The sequence below is a fragment of the Pseudomonas soli genome (assembly GCF_900110655.1).
In the GTDB taxonomy this organism is placed as follows: Bacteria; Pseudomonadota; Gammaproteobacteria; order Pseudomonadales; family Pseudomonadaceae; genus Aquipseudomonas; species Aquipseudomonas soli.
This window is the reverse complement of record NZ_FOEQ01000012.1, coordinates 121,229-145,167: the sequence shown is the minus strand read 5'-3', so window position 1 is coordinate 145,167 and position 23,939 is coordinate 121,229. Positions and strand designations below refer to the sequence as shown.

Genomic DNA, 23,939 nt, shown 5'->3' with positions numbered 1-23,939 from the left:
ATTTATATAGCTGTGCAATCCATGAACGACTCCCGCTACATCGGCCGCTTCGCCCCCACCCCCAGCGGCTTTCTGCACTTCGGCTCGCTGGTGGCCGCCCTCGCCTCCTGGCTAGACGCTCGCGCGGTCGATGGCCTCTGGTTGCTGCGCATGGAAGACACCGACCCGCCCCGGGAAATGCCCGGGGCACGCGATGCGATCCTGCAGACCTTGGAGCGCTACGGCCTGGAGTGGGACGGCGAGGTAGTGTTCCAGAGCCAGCGCCATGAGGCCTATGCCGCCGTGGTCGACCGTTTGTTCAGCATGGGCCTGGCCTATGCCTGCCCCTGTTCGCGCAAGCAACTGGAAGGGTACGACGGTATCTACCCAGGCTTTTGCCGTAACGCCGGGCATCCTCGGCAAGACGCGGCCATTCGCCTGCGCGTGCCGGAATTGATCTACCGCTTCACGGATCGCGTCCAGGGTACGTTCGAACAGCACCTCGGGCGCGAGGTGGGCGACTTCGTCATCCAGCGCCGCGACGGGCTCTACGCCTACCAGTTGGCAGTGGTGCTGGACGATGCCTGGCAGGGCGTCACCGACATCGTGCGCGGCGCCGACCTACTGGACAACACGCCCCGCCAGCTGTACCTGCAGGAGTTGCTGGGCTTCTCGCAGCCGCGTTACCTGCACATTCCATTGATCGTGCAGCCTGACGGGCACAAGCTGGGCAAGTCGTATCGATCGCCGCCGCTTGAGGCGGACCAGGCCACGCCCTTGCTGCTGCGAGCGTTGCGGGCATTGGGGCAGCAGATCGATCCGGCACTGACAGGAGCCAGTCCGGCCGAGGTTTTGGCGGTGGCACGCCAGCAGTGGCGGCCGGAGCACATTGCACGGCAGATGACCGTGCCCGAGGCTGATTTGCGCTGAGGCAGTAGCGGCCCTATCGCGGAGCAAGCCCGCGCCCACGATGCCTGGCTATGCGCAGGCTCGCGACAGGGCCAGAACAAGCAAAACCAGGCTCAAAAGCCCAACAAATTCAAACCCTTGGCTAACAGCCCCGATTCCCGCTAGCATCGCCCCAGCCATTTGCGCCAATAATAAGTCCAAACCGCAGCGCCCAACCCTTCGAGGCCAGCATGTACATCTATCGTTTGGTCCTGCTTCTGGTGGTGGGGATCTACCTGTTCTCCCCCGCCATCATGGACTGGTGGATCGAGCCGACCGGTGCCTGGTACCGCCCCTACCTGCTCTGGCTGATCCTCATCGTCGTCACCTTCATCCTGCAGAGCCAACGAGATGCCGATGAGCTTTAGCCTGACCCAGATGATCCTGATCAGCGCCGCCTACCTGCTGGTGCTGTTCAGCGTGGCCTGGATCAGCGAGCGCGGGCTGATCCCGCGGGCGATCATTCGCCACCCCCTGACCTACACCTTGTCGCTGGGCGTCTACGCCAGTGCCTGGGCCTTCTATGGCTCGGTCGGCCTGGCCTATCAATATGGCTACGGCTTCCTTGCCTGTTACCTGGGGGTGTCCGGGGCCTTCCTGCTGGCCCCGGTGCTGCTCTATCCGATCCTCAAGATCACCCGCACCTACCAGCTGTCGTCACTGGCCGACCTGCTGGCGTTTCGCTTTCGCAGCACCTGGGCCGGCGCGCTGACCACCATCTTCATGCTGATCGGCGTGCTGCCCCTGCTGGCCCTGCAGATCCAGGCGGTGGCCGACTCGATCAGCATCCTCACCGGCGAGCCGGTCAAGGCGCGGGTGGCGTTCGCCTTCTGCGTGCTGATCATCCTGTTCACCATCTTCTTCGGCTCACGCCATATCGCCACCCGCGAAAAACACGAAGGCCTGGTGTTCGCCATCGCCTTCGAATCGGTGATCAAGCTGTTGGCGCTGGGTGGTATCGGCCTTTATGCGCTGTACGGCGTGTTCGGTGGCCCGCATGGGCTGGAAGTCTGGCTGCTGCAGAACCAGACCGCCCTCGCCGCCTTGCACACGCCGCTGCAGGAAGGCCCCTGGCGCACTCTGCTGCTGGTGTTCTTCGCCTCGGCGATCGTCATGCCGCACATGTATCACATGGCCTTCACCGAAAACCTCAGCCCGCGCTCGCTGGTCAGCGCCAGCTGGGGCCTGCCGCTGTTCCTGCTGCTGATGAGCCTGGCGGTGCCGCTGGTGCTGTGGGCCGGCCTGCGCCTGGGCGCCAGCACCAACCCCGAGTACTTCACCCTGGGCCTGGGCATCGCCGCCAACAACGAAGCGCTGGCGCTGCTGGCCTATGTCGGTGGCTTGTCGGCCGCCAGCGGACTGATCATCGTCACCACCCTGGCGCTGTCGGGCATGGCGCTGAACCACCTGGTGCTGCCGCTGTACCAGCCGCCGGCCGAAGGCAACATCTACCGCTGGCTGAAGTGGACCCGCCGGGCGCTGATCGTCGCCATCATCACCGCCGGTTTCGTCTTCTACCTCACCCAGAACAACCACCAGAGCCTGGCCAACCTGGGCATCGTCGCCTTCGTCGCCACCTTGCAGTTCCTGCCCGGGGTGCTTTCGGTGCTGTACTGGCCGACCGCCAACCGACGAGGGTTCATCGCCGGCCTGCTGGCCGGCATGCTGGTGTGGATGGTGACCATGCTGCTGCCGCTGCTGGGCAACCTGCAGGGCTTCTACATCCCATTGCTGGACATGATCTACGTGCTGGACGACACCAGCTGGCACATGGCGGCCATCGCCTCGCTTGCGGCCAACGTCCTGCTGTTCACCCTGATCTCGCTGTTCACCAATGCCAGCAGCGAAGAGGTCAGCGCCGCCGAGGCCTGCGCGGTGGATAACGTGCGCCGCCCGCAACGCCGCGAACTGCACGCAGCCTCGCCCCAGGAGTTCGCCACCCAGCTGGCCAAGCCGCTGGGTGCCAAGGCTGCGCAAAAAGAGGTGGAGCAGGCCCTGCGCGACCTCTACCTGCCCTTCGACGAACGCCGCCCCTATGCGCTGCGGCGCCTGCGCGACCGCATCGAGGCCAACCTGTCCGGCCTGATGGGGCCGAGCGTGGCGCAGGACATGGTCGAGACCTTCCTGCCGTACAAGTCCGGCAACGAGAACTACGTCACCGAGGACATCCACTTCATCGAGAGCCGCCTCGAGGACTATCACTCGCGCCTGACCGGCCTTGCCGCCGAGCTCGACGCCCTGCGCCGCTACCACCGCCAGACCCTGCAGGAACTGCCCATGGGCGTGTGCTCGCTGGCCAAGGACCAGGAGATCCTGATGTGGAACAAGGCGATGGAGGAGCTCACCGGCATCGCCGCCAAGCATGTGGTCGGCTCGCGCCTGGTGACCATCGCCGAACCCTGGCGCGGCCTGCTGCAAGGCTTCATCAACGTGCCCGACGAACACCTGCACAAGCAGCGCCTGGTCCTCGATGGCCAGCCGCGCTGGCTGAACCTGCACAAGGCCGCCATCGACGAGCCGCTGGCCCCGGGCAACAGTGGCCTGGTGCTGCTGGTCGAGGACCTCACCGAGACCCAGGCACTGGAGGACAAGCTGGTGCACTCCGAGCGCCTGGCGAGCATCGGCCGCCTTGCCGCGGGCGTGGCCCACGAGATCGGCAACCCGATCACCGGCATCGCTTGCCTGGCGCAGAACCTGCGCGAGGAGCGCGAGGGCGACGGCGAGATCATCGAGCTGTCCAGCCAGATCCTCGAGCAGACCAAGCGCGTGTCGCGCATCGTCCAGTCGCTGATGAGTTTCGCCCACGCCGGCGGCAGCCAGCAGAACAGCGAAGAGCCGGTGTGCCTGGCCGAGGTGGCGCAGGATGCCATTGGTCTGCTGGCGTTGAACCGGCGCAATTTCGAAGTACAGTTCTTCAACCTCTGCGACCCGCAACACTGGGTCGAGGGCGACCCGCAACGCCTGGCCCAAGTGCTGATCAACCTGCTCTCCAACGCCCGCGACGCCTCGCCACCCGGCAGCGCCGTGCGCGTGCGCAGTGAAATCAACGAGCACACCGTCGACCTGGTGGTCGAGGACGAAGGCAGCGGTATTCCGAAAAGCATCATGGACCGCCTGTTCGAACCCTTCTTCACCACCAAGGACCCGGGCGAAGGAACCGGACTCGGGCTCGCTCTGGTCTATTCCATCGTGGAAGAGCATTATGGGCAAATCACCATCGACAGCCCGGCCGACATCGAGCGCCAACGTGGTACCCGGATCCGCGTGACCCTGCCCCGGCATGTCGTAGCGACGTCCCCTGAAATTCGAGACCGTCGAGAGAATTGAATCAATGCCGCATATTCTGATCGTCGAAGACGAAACCATCATCCGTTCGGCCCTGCGTCGCCTGCTCGAGCGGAACCAGTACCAGGTCAGCGAAGCCGGCTCGGTGCAGGAAGCCCAGGAACGCTTCAGCATTGCCACCTTCGACCTGATCGTCAGTGACCTGCGCCTGCCGGGTGCCCCGGGTACCGAGCTGATCAAGCTCGGCCAGGGCACGCCGGTACTGATCATGACCAGCTACGCCAGCCTGCGCTCGGCGGTGGACTCGATGAAAATGGGCGCGGTGGACTACATCGCCAAGCCCTTCGACCACGACGAGATGCTCCAGGCCGTGGCGCGTATCCTGCGCGACCGGGTGAACGCCCCGGCCTCGGCGCCGGCCGGCGAGCCCCGGGCCGCCAATGGCAAGGCCAGCGCGGAGAAGACCAGCCCCGCCGCCGCCAATGGCGAGATCGGCATCATTGGCTCCTGCCCGCCGATGCAGGACATGTTCGTGAAGATTCGCAAGGTCGCGCCAACCGACTCCAATGTTCTGATTCAGGGCGAATCCGGCACCGGCAAAGAGCTGGTCGCCCGCGCCCTGCACAACCTCTCGCGCCGGGCGAAGGCACCGATGATCTCGGTGAACTGCGCGGCGATCCCGGAAACCCTCATCGAGTCGGAACTGTTCGGCCACGAGAAGGGCGCTTTCACCGGCGCCAGCGCGGGCCGGGCGGGGCTAGTCGAAGCCGCCGATGGTGGCACCCTGTTCCTCGACGAGATCGGCGAGCTGCCACTGGAAGCCCAGGCCCGCCTGCTGCGCGTATTGCAGGAAGGCGAGATCCGCCGGGTAGGCTCGGTACAATCGCAGAAGGTCGACGTGCGCCTGATCGCGGCCACCCACCGCGACCTGAAGAACCTGGCAAAGGCCGGGCAGTTCCGTGAAGACCTTTACTACCGCCTGCATGTGATCGCCCTGAAATTGCCGGCCCTGCGCGAGCGTGGCAGCGACGTCAACGAGATCGCCAATGCCTTCCTTGCCCGCCAGAGCGCACGGATCGGCCGCGACGACCTGCATTTCTCCCACGATGCCGAACAAGCCATTCGCCACTACAGCTGGCCGGGCAACGTGCGCGAACTGGAAAACGCGGTGGAGCGCGCTGTGATTCTCAGCGAAAGCGCGGAAATTTCCGCCGACCTGCTGGGCATCGACATCGAGCTGAGCGACCTGGAAGACGACGACATGCTGGACAACCTGCCGGCGCTGGCCAGCAGCAACAGCGCCAGCCATGAGCCGACCGAGGACCTGTCGCTGGAGGATTACTTCCAGCACTTCGTGCTCGAGCACCAGGACCACATGACCGAAACCGAACTGGCCCGCAAGCTGGGCGTCAGCCGCAAATGTCTGTGGGAACGCCGCCAGCGCCTGGGCATCCCGCGGCGCAAGAGCAACGCCACCAGCGACAACTGATTCTGTGTAATCCGATCGCGGGGCAAGCCCGCTTCCACGCCAGTCTTGCCTGGTCCGTGGGAGCCGGGCTTGCCCCGCGGTTGTTTGGGGTAACACATCAGTTACCGCAAAAATCTGTTACCTACCCTGGCGGGCGTAACATCCCCCGAGGCGTAAGGTAACGAAATTTCTACATTTGCCCCGCGGCAAAAGCTGCCTGGAACGCTGAAAGCCCCGATTTCATTGGATCTTCAAAAGTTGGCACGGCACCTGCTATATCTCTGGCACAAGAACAATAACAAGCACTGCAACTCAGAATAAGAACAAGACGAAACGGCTCACGCACAATAAAAACAAGACGGCGGAGGCGCAGCTAACTGATTCTTTTGGAGAGGCGTTGTGTTTGGGGCTTGCCCCACGATCAGGCAGAGAACAACAAAAACTGCACTCAAAAGCAGCACCTGAACTGATTGGATCGACAGATCAGCATCAACTCGGCGACCAAAGCAATCCGTTTGCTCTTTACCCCCGGTTTGGGGGTCGTCCACAAGCTTCAAGATTTGTGGACAGGGCACTCAACAAAAACAAGAAGCCCAGCAGAAGAACAATAAGAGCACGCAACGACTTGATGGGGAGCTTCGGCTCCCCATGTCGTTTCTCCCCTTCGCATCACCCTTGCCACACCGCCTACACCATTCCCCCAGTAAATGCTAGAATCCCCGCCCATCATGCGGCCATTCTCCTATCCTTGGCCGATCATTCCTTCAAACAGTGCATCCCATGCTGAAGAAGCTGTTCCAGTCGTTCCGCCCGCCCGTTCGTGGCCAGCACCACAGGCGTACCACGCCTGAAGTGATCAACAAGAGCCAGCACTCGCTGCAGCGCAGCCAGTTCAGCCGCCATGCCGTGAGCATCGTCGAGCGCCTGCAGGCGGCCGGCTATCAGGCCTACCTGGTCGGTGGCTGCGTGCGCGACCTGCTGCTGGGCATCACGCCCAAGGACTTCGACGTCGCCACCAGCGCCACCCCCGAGCAGGTCCGCGCGGAGTTCCGCAACGCCCGTATCATCGGCCGGCGCTTCAAGCTGGTCCACGTGCATTTCGGCCGTGACATCATCGAGGTCGCCACCTTCCGTGCGCCCCACTCCGATGAAGACCAGTCCGATAGCCACCGTTCGTCGCACAATGCCAGCGGTCGCATCTTGCGCGACAACGTGTACGGCACGTTGGAAGAAGACGCGCAACGCCGCGACTTCACCATCAACGCCCTGTACTACGACCCGGTCAGCGAGCGCATCCTCGACTACGCCAACGGTGTCCACGACATCCGTAACCGGCTGCTGCGCCTGATCGGCGATCCGACCCACCGTTACCAGGAAGATCCGGTACGCATGCTGCGCGCCGTGCGCTTCGCCGCCAAGCTGGACTTCGGCATCGAGAAGCACACCGTGCAGCCGATCCGCGAGCTGGCGCCGATGCTGCGCGACATCCCACCCGCGCGCCTGTTCGAGGAAAGCCTCAAGCTGTTCCTCAACGGCCAGGGGGCGATCACCTTCGAGATGCTGGTCGACCTGCAATTGTTCGAGCCGTTGTTCCCGGCCAGCAGCCATGCCTTGGAAGAACGCCCGAGCTACACCCACAGCTTGATCAGCCAGGCATTGGCCAACACCGACCTGCGCGTCAAGCAGGGCAAGCCGGTGACGCCCGCCTTCCTGTTCGCCGCGCTGCTCTGGCCTGCCCTGCCAAGCCGCGTACTGTACCTGCAGAGCCAGGGCGTGCCGCCGATTCCGGCCATGAACGGCGCGGCCCACGACCTGATCGCCGAACAGTGCGCACGCATCGCCATCCCCAAGCGCTTCACCCTGCCGATCCGCGAGATCTGGGACATGCAGGAGCGCCTGCCACGGCGCAGCGGCAAGCGCGCCGACATGCTGCTGGACAACCCGCGTTTCCGCGCCGGCTACGACTTCCTGCTGCTGCGTGAAAGCGCCGGCGAGGAAACCGATGGGCTGGGCCAATGGTGGACCGACTACCAGGATGCCAACGACAGCCAGCGCCGCGACATGATCCGCGAGCTGGGCAACCGTGACGACGCCGCTGGCGCGGGTGCCGGCCCACGCAAGCGCAAGCGCAGTGGCGGCAAGCGCAAGCGTGACGACGAGCAGGCCTGGGACTGAGCATGACCACCCGTGCGTACATCGGCCTGGGCAGCAACCTGGATGAGCCCGCCGAGCAGCTGCGCAGCGCCCTGCAGGCGCTGGACCTGATCGCCGAGACCCGCCTGGCGGCGGCCTCGGCGCTCTACACCAGCGATTCGCTGCTGCCGGGCCAGCCACGCTACACCAACGCCGTGGCGGCCATCGACACGGCACTGGCACCGCTGGACCTGCTGGACGCCCTGCAGGCCATCGAGAACGACCAGGGCCGCGTACGCAAGGAACGCTGGGGCCCACGCACCCTCGACCTGGACATGCTGCTGTTCGGCGACCAGGTCATCGACGTACCACGCCTGAAAGTCCCGCACTACCATATGCAGGCCCGTCCCTTCGTGCTCTACCCGCTCGCCGAGTTGGTTCCCGAAAGCTTCTGCCTTGCCGACGGCCGCCCCCTCGCGCAATTGCTCGAGGGCTGCCCGTTCGTCGGCCTGGAACGCCTGTAAATCGGGCGTTTCAGACGGCGGTAACGCCAGTAACACCCACGCCGTAACAATGCGGTAACACGGCTGGTTGACTTCCCCCACCTCGCTCACGACTATAGGCGTCCCGCGGCGCCACTGTGCCGCTATCACCCATTTAGGCTCGGACGGATCTGTGCCCGAACATCACGACCGATGATGTGCCGCTCCGGAAGATGAATACACGCGTTGTACGCAGTTGTTGTTCACAGCGCCTGAACGAGGACTCCCCTACATGCCTGAAGTAACCCTGACTACCCTGCACGGCCTGAAGGCCAAGGGTGAAAAAATCACCATGCTGACCTGCTATGACGCGACCTTCGCCAAGGCAGCCAGCCAGGCCGGCGTGGAGGTGCTGCTGGTGGGCGACTCCCTGGGCATGGTCCTGCAGGGCCATGACAGCACCTTGCCCGTCACCAATCGCGACATGGCCTACCACACCGCCTGCGTCAAGCGCGGCAACGAGGGGTCGCTGATCCTCGCCGACCTGCCGTTCATGGCCCATGCCACCCCCGAGCAAGCCTTCGCCAACGCCGCCGAACTGATGCGTGCCGGCGCCCACATGCTCAAGATCGAAGGCGCCGCCTGGCTGGGCGAAACCATCCGCCTGCTGGCCGAACGCGGCGTGCCGGTGTGCGCGCACATGGGCCTGACCCCGCAGACGGTCAACGTGCTGGGCGGCTACAAGGTCCAGGGTCGCCAGGAAGCCCAGGCGCGTCAGATGCGCGCCGACGCCATCGCCCTGGAACAGTCCGGCGCGGCCATGCTGCTGCTCGAGTGTGTGCCCAGCGAGCTGGCCGCAGAAATCTCCCAGGCCGTGAGCATTCCGGTGATCGGCATCGGTGCCGGCAGCGCCACCGATGGCCAGGTGCTGGTGTTGCACGACATGCTCGGGCTGTCGTTGAGCGGCCGCGTGCCGAAGTTCGTGAAGAACTTCATGGTCGGCCAACCGGACATCCAGAGTGCCCTGGCCGCCTATGTCCGCGCGGTCAAGGACGTCAGCTTCCCCGGCAGCGAACATGGGTTCAGCGCATGAATACCGTCAAGACCGTCCGTGAGCTGCGCGCCGCCGTGGCCCGCGCCCGTGGCGAGGGCAAGCGCATCGCCTTCGTGCCGACCATGGGCAACCTGCACAGCGGCCACGCCGCCCTGGTGACCAAGGCCGCACAGCGCGCCGACTTCGTGGTCGCCAGCATCTTCGTCAACCCGTTGCAGTTCGGCGCCGGCGAAGACCTGGACAAGTATCCACGCACCCTCGCCGCCGACCAGGAGAAACTGCTCCAGGCCGGCTGCCACCTGCTGTTCGCCCCTACCGTCGAGGAGATGTACCCCGACGGCATGACCGTGCAGACCCGCGTCAGCGTGCCGCAACTGTCCGAAGGGCTGTGCGGCGCCAGCCGTCCTGGCCACTTCGAGGGAGTGGCGACCGTGGTCAGCAAGCTGTTCAACATGGTCCAGCCAGACCTGGCCGTGTTCGGCGAGAAGGATTTCCAGCAACTGGCGGTGATCCGCGCCATGGTCCGCGACCTGAACATGCCGATCCAGATCATCGGCGAGCCGACCGTGCGCGCCGAGGATGGCCTGGCGCTGTCCTCGCGCAATGGCTACCTGACGCCGGAGCAGCGTGCCGCCGCGCCGGCGCTGTACCGTGTGCTGGGCGGCATGGTCGAGGCCTTGCGCCGTGGCCAGCGCGACTACGCGGCGCTGATCGCCGAGGGCCAGGCGCAACTCGAAGCCGCCGGGTTCCGTAAGGATTACCTGGAAGTGCGCCACGCCGTCACCCTGCGCCCGGCGCAGGTCGATGACCGTGACCTGGTGGTGATCGCCGCAGCTTACCTGGGTAACACTCGGCTGATCGACAATCTTTATCTGCACCTGGAAGAGCAGACCGTCTGAGCTCGACGCGTGGGAGCGGCTCAACGCCGCCCCACGCGTACCTTGGGTATCAGGCCGGTGACAATTTTTAATCCGCGCCGCCCGCCTCCCCCCATTCCCGCCTTGGCGCCAATGCCTATAATGTCCAGCTTGCAACCGGCAATGACTGCCGCTGTCCAAGCCTGACCATGCAACAAGGAAACCACCCGCAATGGCGTATTACCGTACCCCCCACGATGTGACGGCGCTGCCCGCCTGGCAGGCGCTCCAGCAACACCGCGACGCCATGCAGGGCTTCAGCATGCGCGAAGCCTTCGCCGCCGACGGCAAGCGCTTCGACCAATTCTCCTTGAGCAGCTGCGGCCTGTTTCTCGACTACTCGAAGAACCTGATCACCGAGCAGACCCGAGACCTGCTGGTCAACCTGGCCAAGGAAGTCGACCTGGAAGCAGCCATCAAGTCGATGTTCAGCGGCGAGATCATCAACGCCTCCGAAGGCCGCCCGGTGCTGCACACCGCCCTGCGCCGCCCGGTCGGCGACAAGCTCAGCGTGAACGGCGTCAACGTGATGCCCGAAGTGCACAAGGTGCTCAACCAGATCACCGAACTGGTCGGGCGCATCCACGATGGCCTGTGGCGCGGCTACAGCGAGAAGCCGATCACCGACGTGGTCAACATCGGCATCGGCGGCTCGTTCCTGGGCCCGGAGCTGGTCTCCGAGGCTCTGCTGCCCTACGCCCAGCGCGGCGTGCGCTGCCACTACCTGGCGAACATCGACGGCAGCGAGTTCCATGAACTGTCGGCCAACCTGCGCGCCGAGACCACCCTGTTCATCGTGTCGTCGAAGTCGTTCAACACCCTCGAGACCCTGAAGAACGCCATGGCCGCGCGTACCTGGTACCTGGCCCAGGGCGGCTCGGAAGCCGAGCTGTACCGCCACTTCATCGCCGTGTCGAGCAACAAGGCTGCGGCCGTGGCCTTCGGCATCCGCGAAGAGAACATCTTCCCGATGTGGGACTGGGTGGGCGGGCGTTACTCGCTGTGGTCGGCCATCGGCCTGCCGATCGCCCTGGCCATCGGCACCGCCAACTTCAAGGAGCTGCTGTCCGGCGCCTACACCATGGACCAGCACTTCCAGACCGCGCCGTTCGAGAAGAACATGCCGGTGCTGCTGGCCTTGCTGGGCGTATGGTACGGCAACTTCTGGGGCGCCCGCAGCCACGCGATCCTGCCGTACGACCACTACCTGCGCAACATCACCAAGCACCTGCAGCAGCTGGACATGGAGTCCAACGGCAAGAGCGTGCTGACCGATGGCACGCCGGTGCAGACCGAAACCGGCCCGGTAATCTGGGGCGGCGTCGGCTGCAACGGCCAACACGCCTACCACCAACTGCTGCACCAGGGCACCCAGCTGATCCCGGCAGACTTCATCGTGCCGGTGGTGAGCTTCAACCCGGTGGCCGACCATCATCAGTGGCTGTACGCCAACTGCCTGTCGCAGAGCCAGGCACTGATGCTCGGCAAGACCCGCGAGGAAGCCGAGGCCGAACTGCGCGCCAAGGGCCTGAACCAGGACGACATCGCCAAGCTGGCGCCGCACAAGGTGATCCCAGGCAACCGCCCTAGCAACACCCTGGTGGTCGAGCGCATCAGCCCGCGCCGCCTTGGCGCGCTGGTGGCAATGTACGAGCACAAGGTGTTCGTGCAGAGCGTGGTCTGGGGCATCAACGCCTTCGACCAGTGGGGCGTGGAGCTGGGCAAGGAACTGGGCAAGGGCGTGTACCAGCGCCTGGTCGGGGCCCAGGAAGACAGCGCCGAGGATGGCTCGACCCAAGGCCTGATCAACTACTTCCGCGGCCGTCACCGCGGCTGATCGCCCTGTAGCCGTCAATCGCGGGGCAAATCGCATCGGTGCGCCGATGCGGCTTGCCCCGCGATGCTTTCGGCCCGGGAACACCCCCACCTTCTACACTGTCCATCGAATAGCCGTTGCAGTCCCTCGCCCCTAACAAGAGCAGGACCACCCGCCATGTTCGATATCCGCGACTATCCCGAGGCACTGGCCGTCAGCCAGGCCGCCACACTCTCCGACGACGACTACCGCCGCCTCTATCGCCAGTCGGTGGACGACCCCGACACCTTCTGGACCGAGCAGGCCAAGCGCCTGGACTGGATCAAGCCCTGGTCGAGCGTGCAGCAATGCGACCTGAAGACCGGCACGGCGCGCTGGTTCGATGGCGCCCAGCTGAATGTCAGCCAGAACTGTATCGATCGCCACCTGGCCACGCGCGGCGAACAGACCGCGCTGCTCTGGGAGGGCGACGCCCCCAAGGACAGCAAGGCCATCAGCTACCGCGAGCTGCACCGCCAGGTGTGCCGGCTGGCCAATGCCCTGAAAGCCCGGGGTGTGAACAAAGGCGACCGGGTGTGCATCTACATGCCGATGATCCCCGAGGCCGCCTATGCGATGCTCGCCTGCACCCGCATCGGCGCCATTCACTCGGTGGTGTTTGGCGGCTTCTCCCCCGATGCCCTGCGCGACCGTATCCTCGACGCCGATTGCCGCACCGTGATCACTGCCGACGAAGGGGTGCGCGGCGGCAAGCGCATACCGCTCAAGCAGAATGTCGACAAGGCGCTGGCCAGCTGCCCGGCCGTCAGCAGTGTGCTCGTGGTCAAGCGCACCGGCGGCGACGTCAGCTGGAGCGAAGGCCGTGACCTTTGGTACCACGAGGCAACGGCAAAGGCCGGTGACGACTGCCCGCCCGAACCGATGAACGCCGAGGACCCGCTGTTCATCCTCTACACCTCCGGCAGCACCGGCAAACCCAAGGGCGTGCTGCACAGCACCGCCGGCTACCTGCTGCAGGCCACGATGACCTTCAAAGTGGTATTCGATTACCGCGACGGCGAAGTGTTCTGGTGCACCGCCGACGTCGGCTGGGTCACCGGCCACAGCTATATCGTCTATGGTCCGCTGGCCAACGGCGCGATCTCGCTGATGTTCGAAGGCGTGCCCAACTACCCCGACACCTCGCGTTTCTGGGAGGTGGTGGACAAGCATAAGGTGAACATCTTCTACACCGCGCCCACCGCGTTGCGGGCCCTGATGCGTGAAGGCTCCGGCCCGCTGCAGGGCACCTCGCGCCAGAGCCTGCGCCTGCTCGGCAGCGTCGGCGAGCCGATCAACCCGGAGGCCTGGGAATGGTACTTCGAGGCGGTCGGGCAGAAACGCTGCCCCATCGTCGACACCTGGTGGCAGACCGAGACCGGCGGCATCATGCTCACGCCCCTTCCCGGCACACAAAGGCTCAAGCCCGGTTGCGCCACCCAACCGATGTTCGGCGTGCAGCCTGTGCTGCTGGATGAAAAGGGCAAGCTCATCGAGGGGCCAGGCGCCGGCCTGCTGGCGATCAGGGCCAGCTGGCCCGGGCAGATCCGCAGCGTCTACGGCGATCACCAGCGCATGGTCGACACCTACTTCAAGCCCATGCCCGGCTATTACTTCACCGGCGACGGCGCCCGCCGCGACGCCGATGGCGACTACTGGATCACCGGGCGCATCGACGACGTAATCAACGTCTCCGGCCACCGCATCGGCACCGCCGAGGTGGAGAGCGCGCTGGTGCTGCACGACAGCGTCGCCGAAGCCGCGGTGGTCGGTTATCCCCATGACCTCAAGGGCCAGGGCGTCTATGCCTTCGTCACCCCCATGAACGGTATAGAACCGGATGATGCGCTCAAGGCCGAACTGCTGGCCCTGGTCAGCAAGGAAATCGGCAGCTTCGCCAAGCCCGAGCTGATCCAGTGGGCGCCCGCCCTGCCCAAGACCCGCTCGGGCAAGATCATGCGGCGCATCCTGCGCAAGATCGCCTGCAACGAGCTGGACAACCTGGGGGATACATCCACCCTCGCCGACCCCAGCGTGGTCCAGGGCCTGATCGACAAACGTCTCAACCAGTAGAACCCTTGGGGCGGCCGCCACCGCCGCCCCGATCATCCTTTACCGCATTGACATATCGGTAAATCCCGATATTATCGCGCCATGGAACTGCTCGACATATTCAAGGCACTCTCGAACCGTACCCGTCTCGAGATCCTCAAAGGCCTGAAAGACCCGGTGAAACACTTTCCTCCCCAGGACGAAGGTGACGTTCATACCGTGGGCGTCTGTGTGAGCAGCATCCAGGAAGGCGTCGGGCTGTCGCAGTCGACGGTGTCCGACTACCTGGCCACCCTGCAGCGTGCAGGCCTGGTCGAAGTCCGGCGAATTGGCCAGTGGACCTATTACAAGCGCAACGAAGCAGCCATCAGCGCGCTCGCCGAGCTGATCGGGAGTGAGTTGTAGGTTTTACTTTTATCTCTACACATCGACTTTTCCCGATATCCCGTTTTAGCGAACCCTTTTATCTAACCCAAGGAGGCAACAACTGCGGCACCTGGCAGGTGCCAAGGCATAGAACAGCAACTTAACTCTACTTGATATATCGACATTTCCCGATATCCCTTTTTATCGAAGCGAGGAAACACCATGAAAGCGTTGATACTGGATTCCTTTGGCGGCCCGCACGCATTCGCCTATCGCGATGTCGCCAAACCGGTGCCGCAGGCCGGACAGGTGCTGGTCCGGGTGCATGCCACCTCCATCAACCCCCTGGATTACCAGGTTCGGCGTGGCGACTACCCCGACCTGGTGCCCCTCCCGGCCATTACCGGGCACGACGTTTCCGGCGTGGTCGAAGCCGTCGGGCCGGGTGTGACCGCGTTCAGGCCGGGCGACGAGGTGTGGTACACGCCGCAGATCTTCGACGGGGCGGGCAGCTATGCCGAGTACCACGTCGCCGCCGAAGACATCATCGGCCTGAAGCCGCCTTCGCTGAGCCACCTGGAGGCAGCCAGCCTGAGCCTGGTCGGCGGCACGGCCTGGGAGGCCCTGGTAGTGCGTGCGGCGCTCAGGGTGGGCGAGCGCATCCTGATTCACGGCGGCGCAGGTGGTGTCGGCCACGTGGCGATCCAGCTGGCCAAGGCCATGGGCGCAAGGGTGTTCACCACCGTGCGCGAGGCCAATGCCGAATTCGTGCGGCAAATGGGCGCGGACGTGGTCATCGACTATGAGCATCAGGATTATGTCGATGTCGTCCAGCGGGAAACCGGGGGCCAAGGCGTCGACGTGGTCTTCGACACCATCGGTGGCGATACCCTGGCACGCAGCCCGGACGTCCTGGCGCAACTGGGGCGCGTGGTGTCGATCGTGGACATCGCGCAACCGCAGAACCTGATCCAGGCCTGGGGCCGCAACGCGAGTTACCACTTCGTCTTCACCCGGCAGCACCGCGGCAAGCTCGACGAGTTGAGCGCGCTGGTCGAACGCGGGCAACTGAAGCCACACGTGGGCGCCGTCTACTCCCTCGCTGAGGTTCCCCTCGCCCATGCCCGGCTGCAAAGCGCCAACAATGGCCTGCAGGGGAAGATCGCCATTGCGGTCGTGCCCTTGGCCGACCCCGCCAGCGCTTGAAGCACCTGCCACCCTTTTCGACTTCAAGGACCGCCATGATCTACGAAATTGCCCTGCTTCCCATTCGTCCGACCCACGTCGATACCTTCGCGCACGTATTCGCCGAGGTCGCCCCGTTGCTCAGCCGAGCCAAGGGTCACGTCAGCCATATGCTCACGCAAGGGATCGAGAGCCCTCATCAGTTCAACCTGATCGTGCAATGGCAAACACTCGAGGACCACACGCCGGGTTTCGAGGCCAGTGAAGACCATCAGGTCTTCATGGCCCACCTGACACCATATTTTTCCGAGGAGCCCACGGTTTATCATGTACAGGGCGGCGCGTTCGAAACGCACGCGCCCACCAGCCCGGGCGGTGCCCGACTGGACGACAATCGCCCAACCCCATAGACGGCCGCCATGGCGGCCAGCACAGGTCGCCATGGAAGCCTTGCGTCGCCGCATCGAAACCCAAGTCATGAGCCTCACCGGGCTGGCCCTCGGTCAGCTCGACCTGGAGTCGCCCAAGGGCGATCCCGGCCTGTTCGGCCCACAGAGCATCAGCTGGCAGGTACACGGCGACTTCCCCAGCATGCTGGTGGGCGGGATCAGCGCGCTGATGCTGCAACTGCTGCATCCACTGGCCCTGGCCGGGGTCTGGGACCATTCGAACTTTCGCCAGGACCTGCTCGGCCGCCTGCGCCGCACCAGCCAGTTCATCTCCGGCACCACCTTCGGTTCGACCCGTGACGCCGAGTGGCTGATCGACAAGGTCCGCACCATCCACCTCAAGGTGGTCGGCACCGCGGCCGATGGCCGCCCCTATGCCGCCAGCGACCCCGACCTGCTGACCTGGGTGCATGTGGCCGAAGTCAGCAGCTTCCTCGCCGCCCACCTGCGCTACCGCAATCCTGACCTGCCGCGTAGCGCGCAGGACGCCTACTACAACGAGATCGCCCTGATCGCCGAACGCCTTGGCGCGCGCGACGTACCCCGTTCCTGTGCCGAGGTGGATGCCTACCTGCGGCGCATGCGCCCGCAGTTGCAGTGCGATGCGCGTAGCCTCGAGGTGGTCGATATCCTGCTCAAGGCCCCGGCCCCCAGCCGCCTGGCCGAGCCGGTGGGCAAGCTGATGCTCAAGGCCGGCATCGACCTGCTGCCGGACTGGGCCAGCGCAATGCTCGGCCTGCACCAGGGCGCGGTCGAGCGGCGCATGATACGCCTGGGCCTGAGCAATACCGCGCCGGTGCTGCGCTGGGCCATGCGCAATGGCTCGGCGCAGCGCGCCAGGCGGCGCATGGGCGTCGAATGAGGTATTTTGGTCCGTTCATCGGAACCGATTTAACGTGCCATACTCCAAGCACTCCAGCCTGATACAGACGAAGCGACACATGCCCAAAGGATTGACCCGCGCCCTCGGCGCACTCGTGGCCCTCGTGGCCCTGTACAGCCTGCTCGGCTTTTTCATTCTCCCCGGCATCGCCCTGCGCATCGCCAACCAGCAACTGGCGCAGTACGCCACGGTGCCGGCGCATCTGCAGCGCATCGAACTCAATCCGTTCAGCCTCGAACTGACCCTGTGGGGCCTGCAGATCGGCGAGCCCGGCAAGGAGCAGGTCGGCTTCGAGCGTCTCTACGCCAACCTGTCCCTCGACAGCCTGTGGACCAAGGCCCTGCGCCTCGACGCGGTGGAGCTGGACAAGCCGCGTACCGAGTTGCTGTTCGCCAAGGACGGCAGCCTCAACCTGGCCCAGCTGTTCAAGCTCCCGCCCAGCGAGCCCAAGGCCGAGGAACCGCCAAGCGACCCGTTCCCGCTGCGCATTGCCAGCATCAAGCTGAGCGAGGGTTACCTGCACTTCCAGGACCTACGCCCGAGCGAGCCGATCGAGTTTCTCTACGACTCGATGAACCTGGAGCTGAAGAACCTCAGCACCCTCCCCGACGACAACGCCGACATGACCCTGGTGGCCAACGGCCCGGCGGGTGGGCGTATCGACTGGAGCGGCACGCTCAGCCTGACGCCGATCGCTTCCGAGGGCACGCTGAAAGTCACCGACGGCAAGATGAAGCTGTTCTGGCCTTACGTGCGCGACGCCGTGCCGCTGGTGCTGGAAGACGGCATGGTCAGCCTCGACACCCACTACAAGCTCAACCTTTCCAAGGAAACCGAGCTGCTGCTCGACAACACCTCGGTGCGGGTCGCGCCCTTTGCCATCAAGGCACCGGATGGCCGCCCACTGGCGCGCCTGGCCAGCCTGGAGGTCAGTGAAACCTCCATCGACCTGGCCAAGCAGTTGGTCACCGTCGGCAAGATCCGCAGCGACAAGCTGGAAACCTGGGCAGCCCTGGAGAAGGACGGCCAGCTCGACTGGCAGAAGCTGTTCGCCAGCCAGCCGGCCAAGGCCACGCCAAAGGAAAAGGCCGAGCCCGCCGCCGCCGAACCCACCCCAGAAGAACAGGCTGCCAAAGAGCCGAGCAAGCCCTGGCAGGTCCTGCTCAAGGACGTGCAGGCGCGCAACTACATGGTCCACCTGACCGATCGTAGCCAGAAAGAGCCCGTGGCCCTGGATGTCGGCCCGCTCAACCTCGACCTGCAGAATTTCGACAGCCTCAACCAGTCGCCCTTCACCCTCAAGCTCGACACCGGCGTGGGCAAGCAGGGCAAGCTGCAGGCCGCAGGCCAGGTCAACCTGGCACCGGTCTCGGCCAAGCTCGACGTTGCCACCCGCGATATCGACCTGCGGGTGGCCCAGGCCTACATCAGCCCGTTCATCCGCCTGGAGCTGCGCAGTGGCATGCTCTCCAGCGACCTCAAGGTCGACCTCAAGAGCACCGAGCCGCTGGCCTTCACCATCACCGGCAAGGCCCAGGCCAACCAACTGCACACCCTGGACACCATCAAGAACCGCGACTTCGTCAAATGGCAACAGGTCAACGTCGATGGCCTGTCGTACGTGCATGGCGATGCCCTGTCGATCGACAAGGTCACCCTGCTGCAACCCTACGCGCGCTTCATCATCAACGAAGACCGCACCACCAACGTCGACGACCTGCTGATCCCGCAACCCGCCGACAAGCCTGCCTCGGCCCCGAGCAAGCCCGCCGCTGCCGGTAGCGGCAAGGAGCTGGGCATCCGCATCGGCCAGATCGGCATCAACGATGGCTCGGCCAACTTCGCCGACCTGACCCTGACGCCTAACTTCGCCACCGCGGTACAGCAGCTCAACGGCCAGATCGGAACCATCGACAACCGCAAGCCCACACCCGCCAAGGTGGACATCAAGGGCAAGGTCGACCGTTACGCGCCTGTGACCATCAAGGGGGCGCTAAACCCGTTCAGCCCGCTGGCCAGTCTCGATATCGCCACCAGCTTCAAACGCGTCGAGCTGACCACCCTGACGCCCTACTCGGGCAAGTTCGCAGGGTTTCGCATCCGCAAGGGGCGGTTGAACCTGGACCTTCACTACCTGATCACCAATGGCCAGCTCAAGGCCGAAAACAAAGTGGTGGTCGAGCAACTGCAGCTGGGTGAGAAAGTCGACAGCCCTGACGCGGTGGATCTGCCCATCCGCCTGGCGGTGGCCTTGCTCAAGGATACCGAAGGTAAGATTTCCATCGAACTGCCGGTTTCGGGCGACCTGAACAACCCTCAGTTCAGCGTGATGCCGATCGTCTGGCAGACGCTGCGCAACCTGGTGCTGCGCGCGGCCCAGGCGCCTTTCAAGCTGCTTGGTGGGCTGGTCTCCGGTGGTGGCGCGGAAGATCTCGGCAACGTGTCTTTCGCCGCAGGCTCGAGCGACCTCACGCCGGATGTGCAAGCCTCTCTGGACAAGCTCGCCTCTGCCCTCAAGGAACGCCCTGAATTGCGCCTGGAAATCGAAGGCACGGCGGCCCAGAGCAGTGACGGCCCGCTGATCGCCCAGCAGCGCCTGGAGCGCGAGTACCAGGCCACCTGGTACAAAATCCTACAGCGTCGGGGCGACAAGGTCCCAGCCAATGCCTCGTTGCTGGTGGTGGACGACAGCGACAAACCGGCGATGCTCGAGGGCATCTATCGTGCACGCCTGAAACAGCAGCCTCCAGCTGATTGGCAGAACCTGGGCCGTGACGAGCGCAGCGCCAAGCTGCGTGAAGCGGTCATCAAGTCCTGGGCCGAAAGCGCCGTGTTGCTGCGCAACCTGGGCCAGGAGCGGGCCAGCAGCATCAAGGACTACCTGGTGGACAAGGGCCAGCTGGAAGATGACCGCGTGTACTTCATCGACACCAACCTCGGCCAGGCCGAGAGCGATGGCCGCGTGGTGACGCCGATGCACCTGGATGCCGAGTAGCTCTCGACCGAGTAGCCCTTATCGCCGGCAAGCCGGCTCCCACAGATACACACTGTACCTCTGTGGGAGCCGGCTTGCCGGCGATAAGGGCAGCGCAAGTGATAGATACGGTCAGGCCAGCCGTTGTCCCGACACCGCCGGGTGATACAGCGGCTGCACCTTGTTCCCCGCCGGGTCCAGCAAATGGAAGCTGCGCGCGCCATCGCCGTGATTGAACGGGCGGTCCAGCAGCGTCACGCCATGGGCCTTGAAGTACTGGTACCAGGCTTCCAGTTCCTCCACGCTGTCGACGATGAAACCATAGTGATCCAAGGTCTGTAGGCCGTTGGCCGCGCCTGCGCCGCGCCCGAGCGACAGGTTGTCGTTGCCGCAAGTGAGGTAGACCAGGTCTTCGTTGGCACGGTTGAGCACCTCCATGCCCAGCACATCCACGTAGAAGCGCTCGCACTCCTCCAGGTTGGGCACCAGCAGGGCGATGTGCCGCAGGCCATTGAGACGGCCTGGGCGGGCAGGTAGATCGGACATGAGCGCGGCTCCTTTTTTGTATACAATTTATAATAGAATTTAAAACAAAAGGAGCGTCATGTGTACTGCCTATTTATCAAGACGCGGGTGAAACCCGGTACCGCCGATGCCTTCCTGGCAGCCATCAATGCCAACGCAGCGGCGTCGGTCGCCACCGAGCCGGGTTGCCTGGTATTCGATGTCTCGCAGGACCGGGATGATGCCGAAGTCATCTACCTGTACGAGATCTACCAGGACGATGAGGCGTACGAGGCGCATACCCGGACCGCACATTTTCGCGACAGCCGCCCCCTGGTGGAGCCGCTGATCGAAGAGCAGGTGTGCTTCGAGAGCGATGTGATCGCCCGCAACCCGGTGAGCTGAAGCGGCCTTCCTGAATGCCAATAGAAAAGCCCCGGCGATGGCCGGGGCTTTTGCTTGAAGGGGTGGCCAAATCCTTTTGGCCGACGGGACAATCCTTATTCGGCTTTCAGGCCATCAGCCGAGACGGCCTGTACGCCTTTGATCTTCTTGGCGATGGCAACCGCCATGTCTTTCTGTGCATCGGTAATGGCCACGTCCGAAGACAGGGACACTACGCCTTTGTTGGTTTCGACCTTGATGTCACTGCCTGGCACGCCTTTCTCGGTCATCAGGTCAGCCTTCACCTTGGTAGTGATCCAGGTGTCGGAAGTGGCTTCCTTGGCTTTGGTCACCTCACCGGCCGCAAGCGTCATCGGGGCCTGGGTGGACTGGGCAGCAAATGCCGCGTTAGCCATGGTCAGGGTCAGAGCGGTAGCAGTAGCGGCAGCAATGGCGAACTTCTTCATATGGGTCACTCCTGTTTTTTCGAAAGGTCTGCGCCTTGGGTCCTGGCGTCAGGTAGTAAGGTAGTTGCAGGGGCTGTGCCAGTTTTTGCACGCCCTATAAAACCTTTGAAATCAATGAGTTAAGCAAAGATAGAGGAAGCCGTTACCGTGCATTTTGCAATCCCGGTAAAAAAGCCACGTGCAAGATGCATGCTCTCAACTATTTTGCGGCGGGCATAAAAAAAGGACCCCGGAGGGGTCCTTCCTTTAGCCTTGAAAGGCTTAGACGCCCGATGCCTTGGCAGCGGCAACGTCCTTGATCGACAGCTTGATACGGCCGCGGTTGTCCACGTCCAGTACCAGTACTTCGACTTCCTGGCCTTCCTTCAGCACGTCGGTGACCTTCTCGACGCGAGCATCGCTCAGCATGGAGATGTGCACCAGGCCGTCCTTGCCCGGCAAGATGTTGACGAAGGCACCGAAGTCGACGATGCGCTCGACCTTGCCGACGTAGATCTTGCCGATCTCGGCCTCGGCGGTGATGCCCAGGATGCGCTGCTTGGCAGCGTCCGCGGCCTCCTTGGTTTCGCCGAAGATCTTGATCGAGCCGTCGTCTTCGATGTCGATCGAAGCCTTGGTCTCTTCGCAGATGGCGCGAATGGTGGCGCCGCCTTTACCGATGACGTCACGGATCTTGTCGGTGTCGATCTTCATCGCGATCATGGTCGGTGCGTTGGCCGACAGCTCGGTACGCGACTCGCCGATGATCTGGTTCATCTGGCCGAGGATGTTCAGGCGCGCTTCCAGGGCCTGGCCCAGGGCGATTTCCATGATCTCTTCGGTGATGCCGTTGATCTTGATGTCCATCTGCAGCGCGGTGACGCCTTTGGCGGTACCGGCTACCTTGAAGTCCATGTCGCCGAGGTGGTCTTCGTCACCCAGGATGTCGGTCAGTACGGCGAACTTCTCGCCTTCCTTGACCAGGCCCATGGCGATACCGGCAACCGGCGCCTTCATCGGCACGCCCGCGTCCATCAGCGCCAGGGAGGCACCGCAGACCGAAGCCATGGAGCTGGAGCCGTTGGACTCGGTGATTTCCGATACCACGCGGATGGTGTACGGGAACACGTCAGCGGCCGGCAGCATGGCCTGTACCGAACGACGGGCCAGACGGCCGTGGCCGATTTCACGACGGCCAGCACCGCCCATGCGACCACACTCGCCTACCGAGAACGGCGGGAAGTTGTAGTGCAGCATGAAGGGGTCTTTCTTCTCGCCTTCGAGGGTGTCCAGCAGCTGGGCGTCACGGGCGGTACCCAGGGTCGCGACGACCAGGGCCTGGGTTTCGCCACGGGTGAACAAGGCCGAACCGTGGGTCTTCGGCAGAACGCCGACTTCGATGTTCAGCGGGCGCACGGTCTTGGTGTCGCGACCGTCGATACGTGGCTTGCCGTTGACGATGTTTTCGCGAACGGTACGGTATTCGATCTCGCCGAAGATGTCTTTGACTTCACCGGCCGATGGCTGGCCTTCTTCACCGGAGAACTTGGCGATCGCCTGATCGCGCAGCTCACCCAGGCGCGCGTAGCGGTCGGCCTTGACGGTGATGGTGTAGCCCTGCGACACCGCTTCGCCGAACTCGGCGCGGATGGCGTTGAACAGCTCGGTGTTGGCAACGGCAGGTTTCCAGTCCCAGGTCGGCTTGGCGGCTTCGGCAGCCAGCTCTTTGACAGCCTTGATCACGGCCTGGAATTCGTCGTGGGCGAACAGCACGGCGCCCAGCATCTGGTCTTCGGTCAGCTCTTTGGCTTCCGATTCAACCATCAGTACGGCCGACTCGGTACCGGCAACGACCATGTCCAGGCTCGAAGCGGCCTGCTGCTCGTAGGTCGGGTTCAGCAGGTAGCCGGTGCTTTCGTGGAAGGCAACGCGGGCGGCGCCGATCGGGCCTTCGAACGGAATGCCCGAGATGGCCAGGGCAGCCGAGGTACCGATCATCGCAGCGATGTCCGGATCGGTCTTCTTGCTGGTGGAAACCACGGTGCAGACAACCTGCACTTCGTTCATGAAACCTTCAGGGAACAGCGGGCGGATCGGGCGGTCGATCAGGCGCGAAGTCAGGGTTTCTTTTTCGGATGGGCGGCCTTCACGCTTGAAGAAACCACCTGGGATCTTGCCAGCGGCGTAGGTCTTTTCCTGGTAGTGCACGGACAGCGGGAAGAAGCCCTTGCTCGGATCGGCATGCTTGGCACCGACCACGGTCACCAGCACGGTGACATCGTTGTCGACGGTGACCAGCACGGCGCCGGTGGCCTGACGGGCAATGCGGCCCGTTTCGAGGGTAACGGTCGATTGACCGAACTGGAATTGCTTGATTACCGGGTTCACGGTTTCCTACCTTTTTCAGTGGCTCTTGGGGGAACTGGTTCTTGCGAATTCTTGGGCAGAACGGGGAATCGGCCCCATTGACCGTCCAGATACAACACGAGGCTGGGAGCCTGGCGCCGGGCGGATAAACCGCTCGGCACACCAGGCTGCCAACCTCGCAGATCGCGCGGCGTGTCCAACGGCAGCG

19 protein-coding genes are annotated in these 23,939 nt (G+C 63.9%); 16 read left to right on the top strand and 3 right to left on the bottom strand.

The window, feature by feature from the left end; genetic code table 11:
• Positions 1-21: 21 nt before the first annotated feature.
• The 15 genes from gluQRS (at position 22) to BMY03_RS21780 (ending at position 20,051) form a co-directional block, all read left to right on the top strand.
• Positions 22-909: a tRNA glutamyl-Q(34) synthetase GluQRS gene (gene gluQRS, locus BMY03_RS21850; protein ID WP_094012258.1), complete on the top strand. Its 888-nt coding sequence runs from the start codon at positions 22-24 to the stop codon at positions 907-909.
• A 209-nt stretch (positions 910-1,118) separates the two neighbouring features.
• Complete coding sequence (locus BMY03_RS21845; protein ID WP_003250005.1) at positions 1,119-1,295, top strand: hypothetical protein; 177 nt, start codon at positions 1,119-1,121, stop codon at positions 1,293-1,295.
• Entirely contained in the window at positions 1,279-4,254 is a 2,976-nt protein-coding gene (locus BMY03_RS21840) for a sensor histidine kinase (RefSeq protein ID WP_172670868.1), read from the top strand. Before BMY03_RS21845 ends, BMY03_RS21840 begins: the two co-directional genes overlap by 17 nt.
• A 4-nt stretch (positions 4,255-4,258) precedes the next feature.
• Positions 4,259-5,701: a sigma-54-dependent transcriptional regulator gene (locus BMY03_RS21835; protein WP_038706859.1), complete on the top strand. Its 1,443-nt coding sequence runs from the start codon at positions 4,259-4,261 to the stop codon at positions 5,699-5,701.
• Between the two features lie 759 nt (positions 5,702-6,460).
• Positions 6,461-7,855, top strand: a complete 1,395-nt coding sequence (locus BMY03_RS21830; RefSeq protein ID WP_094012257.1) for a polynucleotide adenylyltransferase PcnB — start codon at positions 6,461-6,463, stop codon at positions 7,853-7,855.
• Positions 7,856-7,857: 2 nt separating this feature from the next.
• Positions 7,858-8,337: a 2-amino-4-hydroxy-6-hydroxymethyldihydropteridine diphosphokinase gene (folK, locus tag BMY03_RS21825; protein WP_023632696.1), complete on the top strand. Its 480-nt coding sequence runs from the start codon at positions 7,858-7,860 to the stop codon at positions 8,335-8,337.
• A 250-nt stretch (positions 8,338-8,587) separates the two neighbouring features.
• On the top strand, positions 8,588-9,388 hold the full coding sequence (gene panB / locus BMY03_RS21820; protein WP_094012256.1) for a 3-methyl-2-oxobutanoate hydroxymethyltransferase: 801 nt from the start codon (positions 8,588-8,590) through the stop codon (positions 9,386-9,388).
• Complete coding sequence (gene panC / locus BMY03_RS21815) at positions 9,385-10,248, top strand: pantoate--beta-alanine ligase (protein WP_094012255.1); 864 nt, start codon at positions 9,385-9,387, stop codon at positions 10,246-10,248. Before panB ends, panC begins: the two co-directional genes overlap by 4 nt.
• A 190-nt stretch (positions 10,249-10,438) precedes the next feature.
• Entirely contained in the window at positions 10,439-12,103 is a 1,665-nt protein-coding gene (gene pgi / locus BMY03_RS21810) for a glucose-6-phosphate isomerase (protein WP_038706862.1), read from the top strand.
• A 156-nt stretch (positions 12,104-12,259) separates the two neighbouring features.
• Entirely contained in the window at positions 12,260-14,194 is a 1,935-nt protein-coding gene (acs, locus tag BMY03_RS21805) for an acetate--CoA ligase (RefSeq protein ID WP_094012254.1), read from the top strand.
• Positions 14,195-14,275: 81 nt separating this feature from the next.
• Positions 14,276-14,578: an ArsR/SmtB family transcription factor gene (locus BMY03_RS21800; RefSeq protein WP_023631021.1), complete on the top strand. Its 303-nt coding sequence runs from the start codon at positions 14,276-14,278 to the stop codon at positions 14,576-14,578.
• A 183-nt stretch (positions 14,579-14,761) separates the two neighbouring features.
• Positions 14,762-15,745, top strand: a complete 984-nt coding sequence (locus tag BMY03_RS21795) for a zinc-dependent alcohol dehydrogenase family protein (RefSeq protein ID WP_094012253.1) — start codon at positions 14,762-14,764, stop codon at positions 15,743-15,745.
• 35 nt (positions 15,746-15,780) lie between these two features.
• Positions 15,781-16,134, top strand: coding sequence for an antibiotic biosynthesis monooxygenase family protein (locus BMY03_RS21790; RefSeq protein ID WP_094012252.1), 354 nt, complete (start codon positions 15,781-15,783; stop codon positions 16,132-16,134).
• Between the two features lie 31 nt (positions 16,135-16,165).
• Positions 16,166-17,035, top strand: a complete 870-nt coding sequence (locus BMY03_RS21785) for an oxygenase MpaB family protein (protein ID WP_094012251.1) — start codon at positions 16,166-16,168, stop codon at positions 17,033-17,035.
• Positions 17,036-17,114: 79 nt separating this feature from the next.
• Positions 17,115-20,051 carry a DUF748 domain-containing protein gene (locus BMY03_RS21780; RefSeq protein ID WP_094012250.1) on the top strand — a complete coding sequence of 979 codons (2,937 nt, stop codon included), beginning with the start codon at positions 17,115-17,117 and terminating at the stop codon, positions 20,049-20,051.
• Between the two features lie 111 nt (positions 20,052-20,162).
• Here BMY03_RS21780 and BMY03_RS21775 read toward each other — a convergent pair whose 3' ends face one another.
• On the bottom strand, positions 20,163-20,576 hold the full coding sequence (locus BMY03_RS21775) for a VOC family protein (protein ID WP_046854071.1): 414 nt from the start codon (positions 20,574-20,576) through the stop codon (positions 20,163-20,165).
• Positions 20,577-20,636: 60 nt separating this feature from the next.
• On the opposite strand from BMY03_RS21775, the gene BMY03_RS21770 reads away from it, so the two are divergent.
• The gene (locus BMY03_RS21770) at positions 20,637-20,939 is read left to right on the top strand and encodes a heme-binding protein (RefSeq protein ID WP_023629332.1); all 303 of its coding nucleotides are present in this window, start codon (positions 20,637-20,639) and stop codon (positions 20,937-20,939) included.
• A 95-nt stretch (positions 20,940-21,034) separates the two neighbouring features.
• On the opposite strand, the gene BMY03_RS21765 is transcribed toward BMY03_RS21770, so the two are convergent.
• Complete coding sequence (locus BMY03_RS21765) at positions 21,035-21,385, bottom strand: BON domain-containing protein (RefSeq protein ID WP_046854069.1); 351 nt, start codon at positions 21,383-21,385, stop codon at positions 21,035-21,037.
• A 261-nt stretch (positions 21,386-21,646) separates the two neighbouring features.
• The gene (pnp, locus tag BMY03_RS21760; RefSeq protein WP_023629334.1) at positions 21,647-23,752 is read right to left on the bottom strand and encodes a polyribonucleotide nucleotidyltransferase; all 2,106 of its coding nucleotides are present in this window, start codon (positions 23,750-23,752) and stop codon (positions 21,647-21,649) included.
• Between the last annotated feature and the right edge of the window lie 187 nt (positions 23,753-23,939).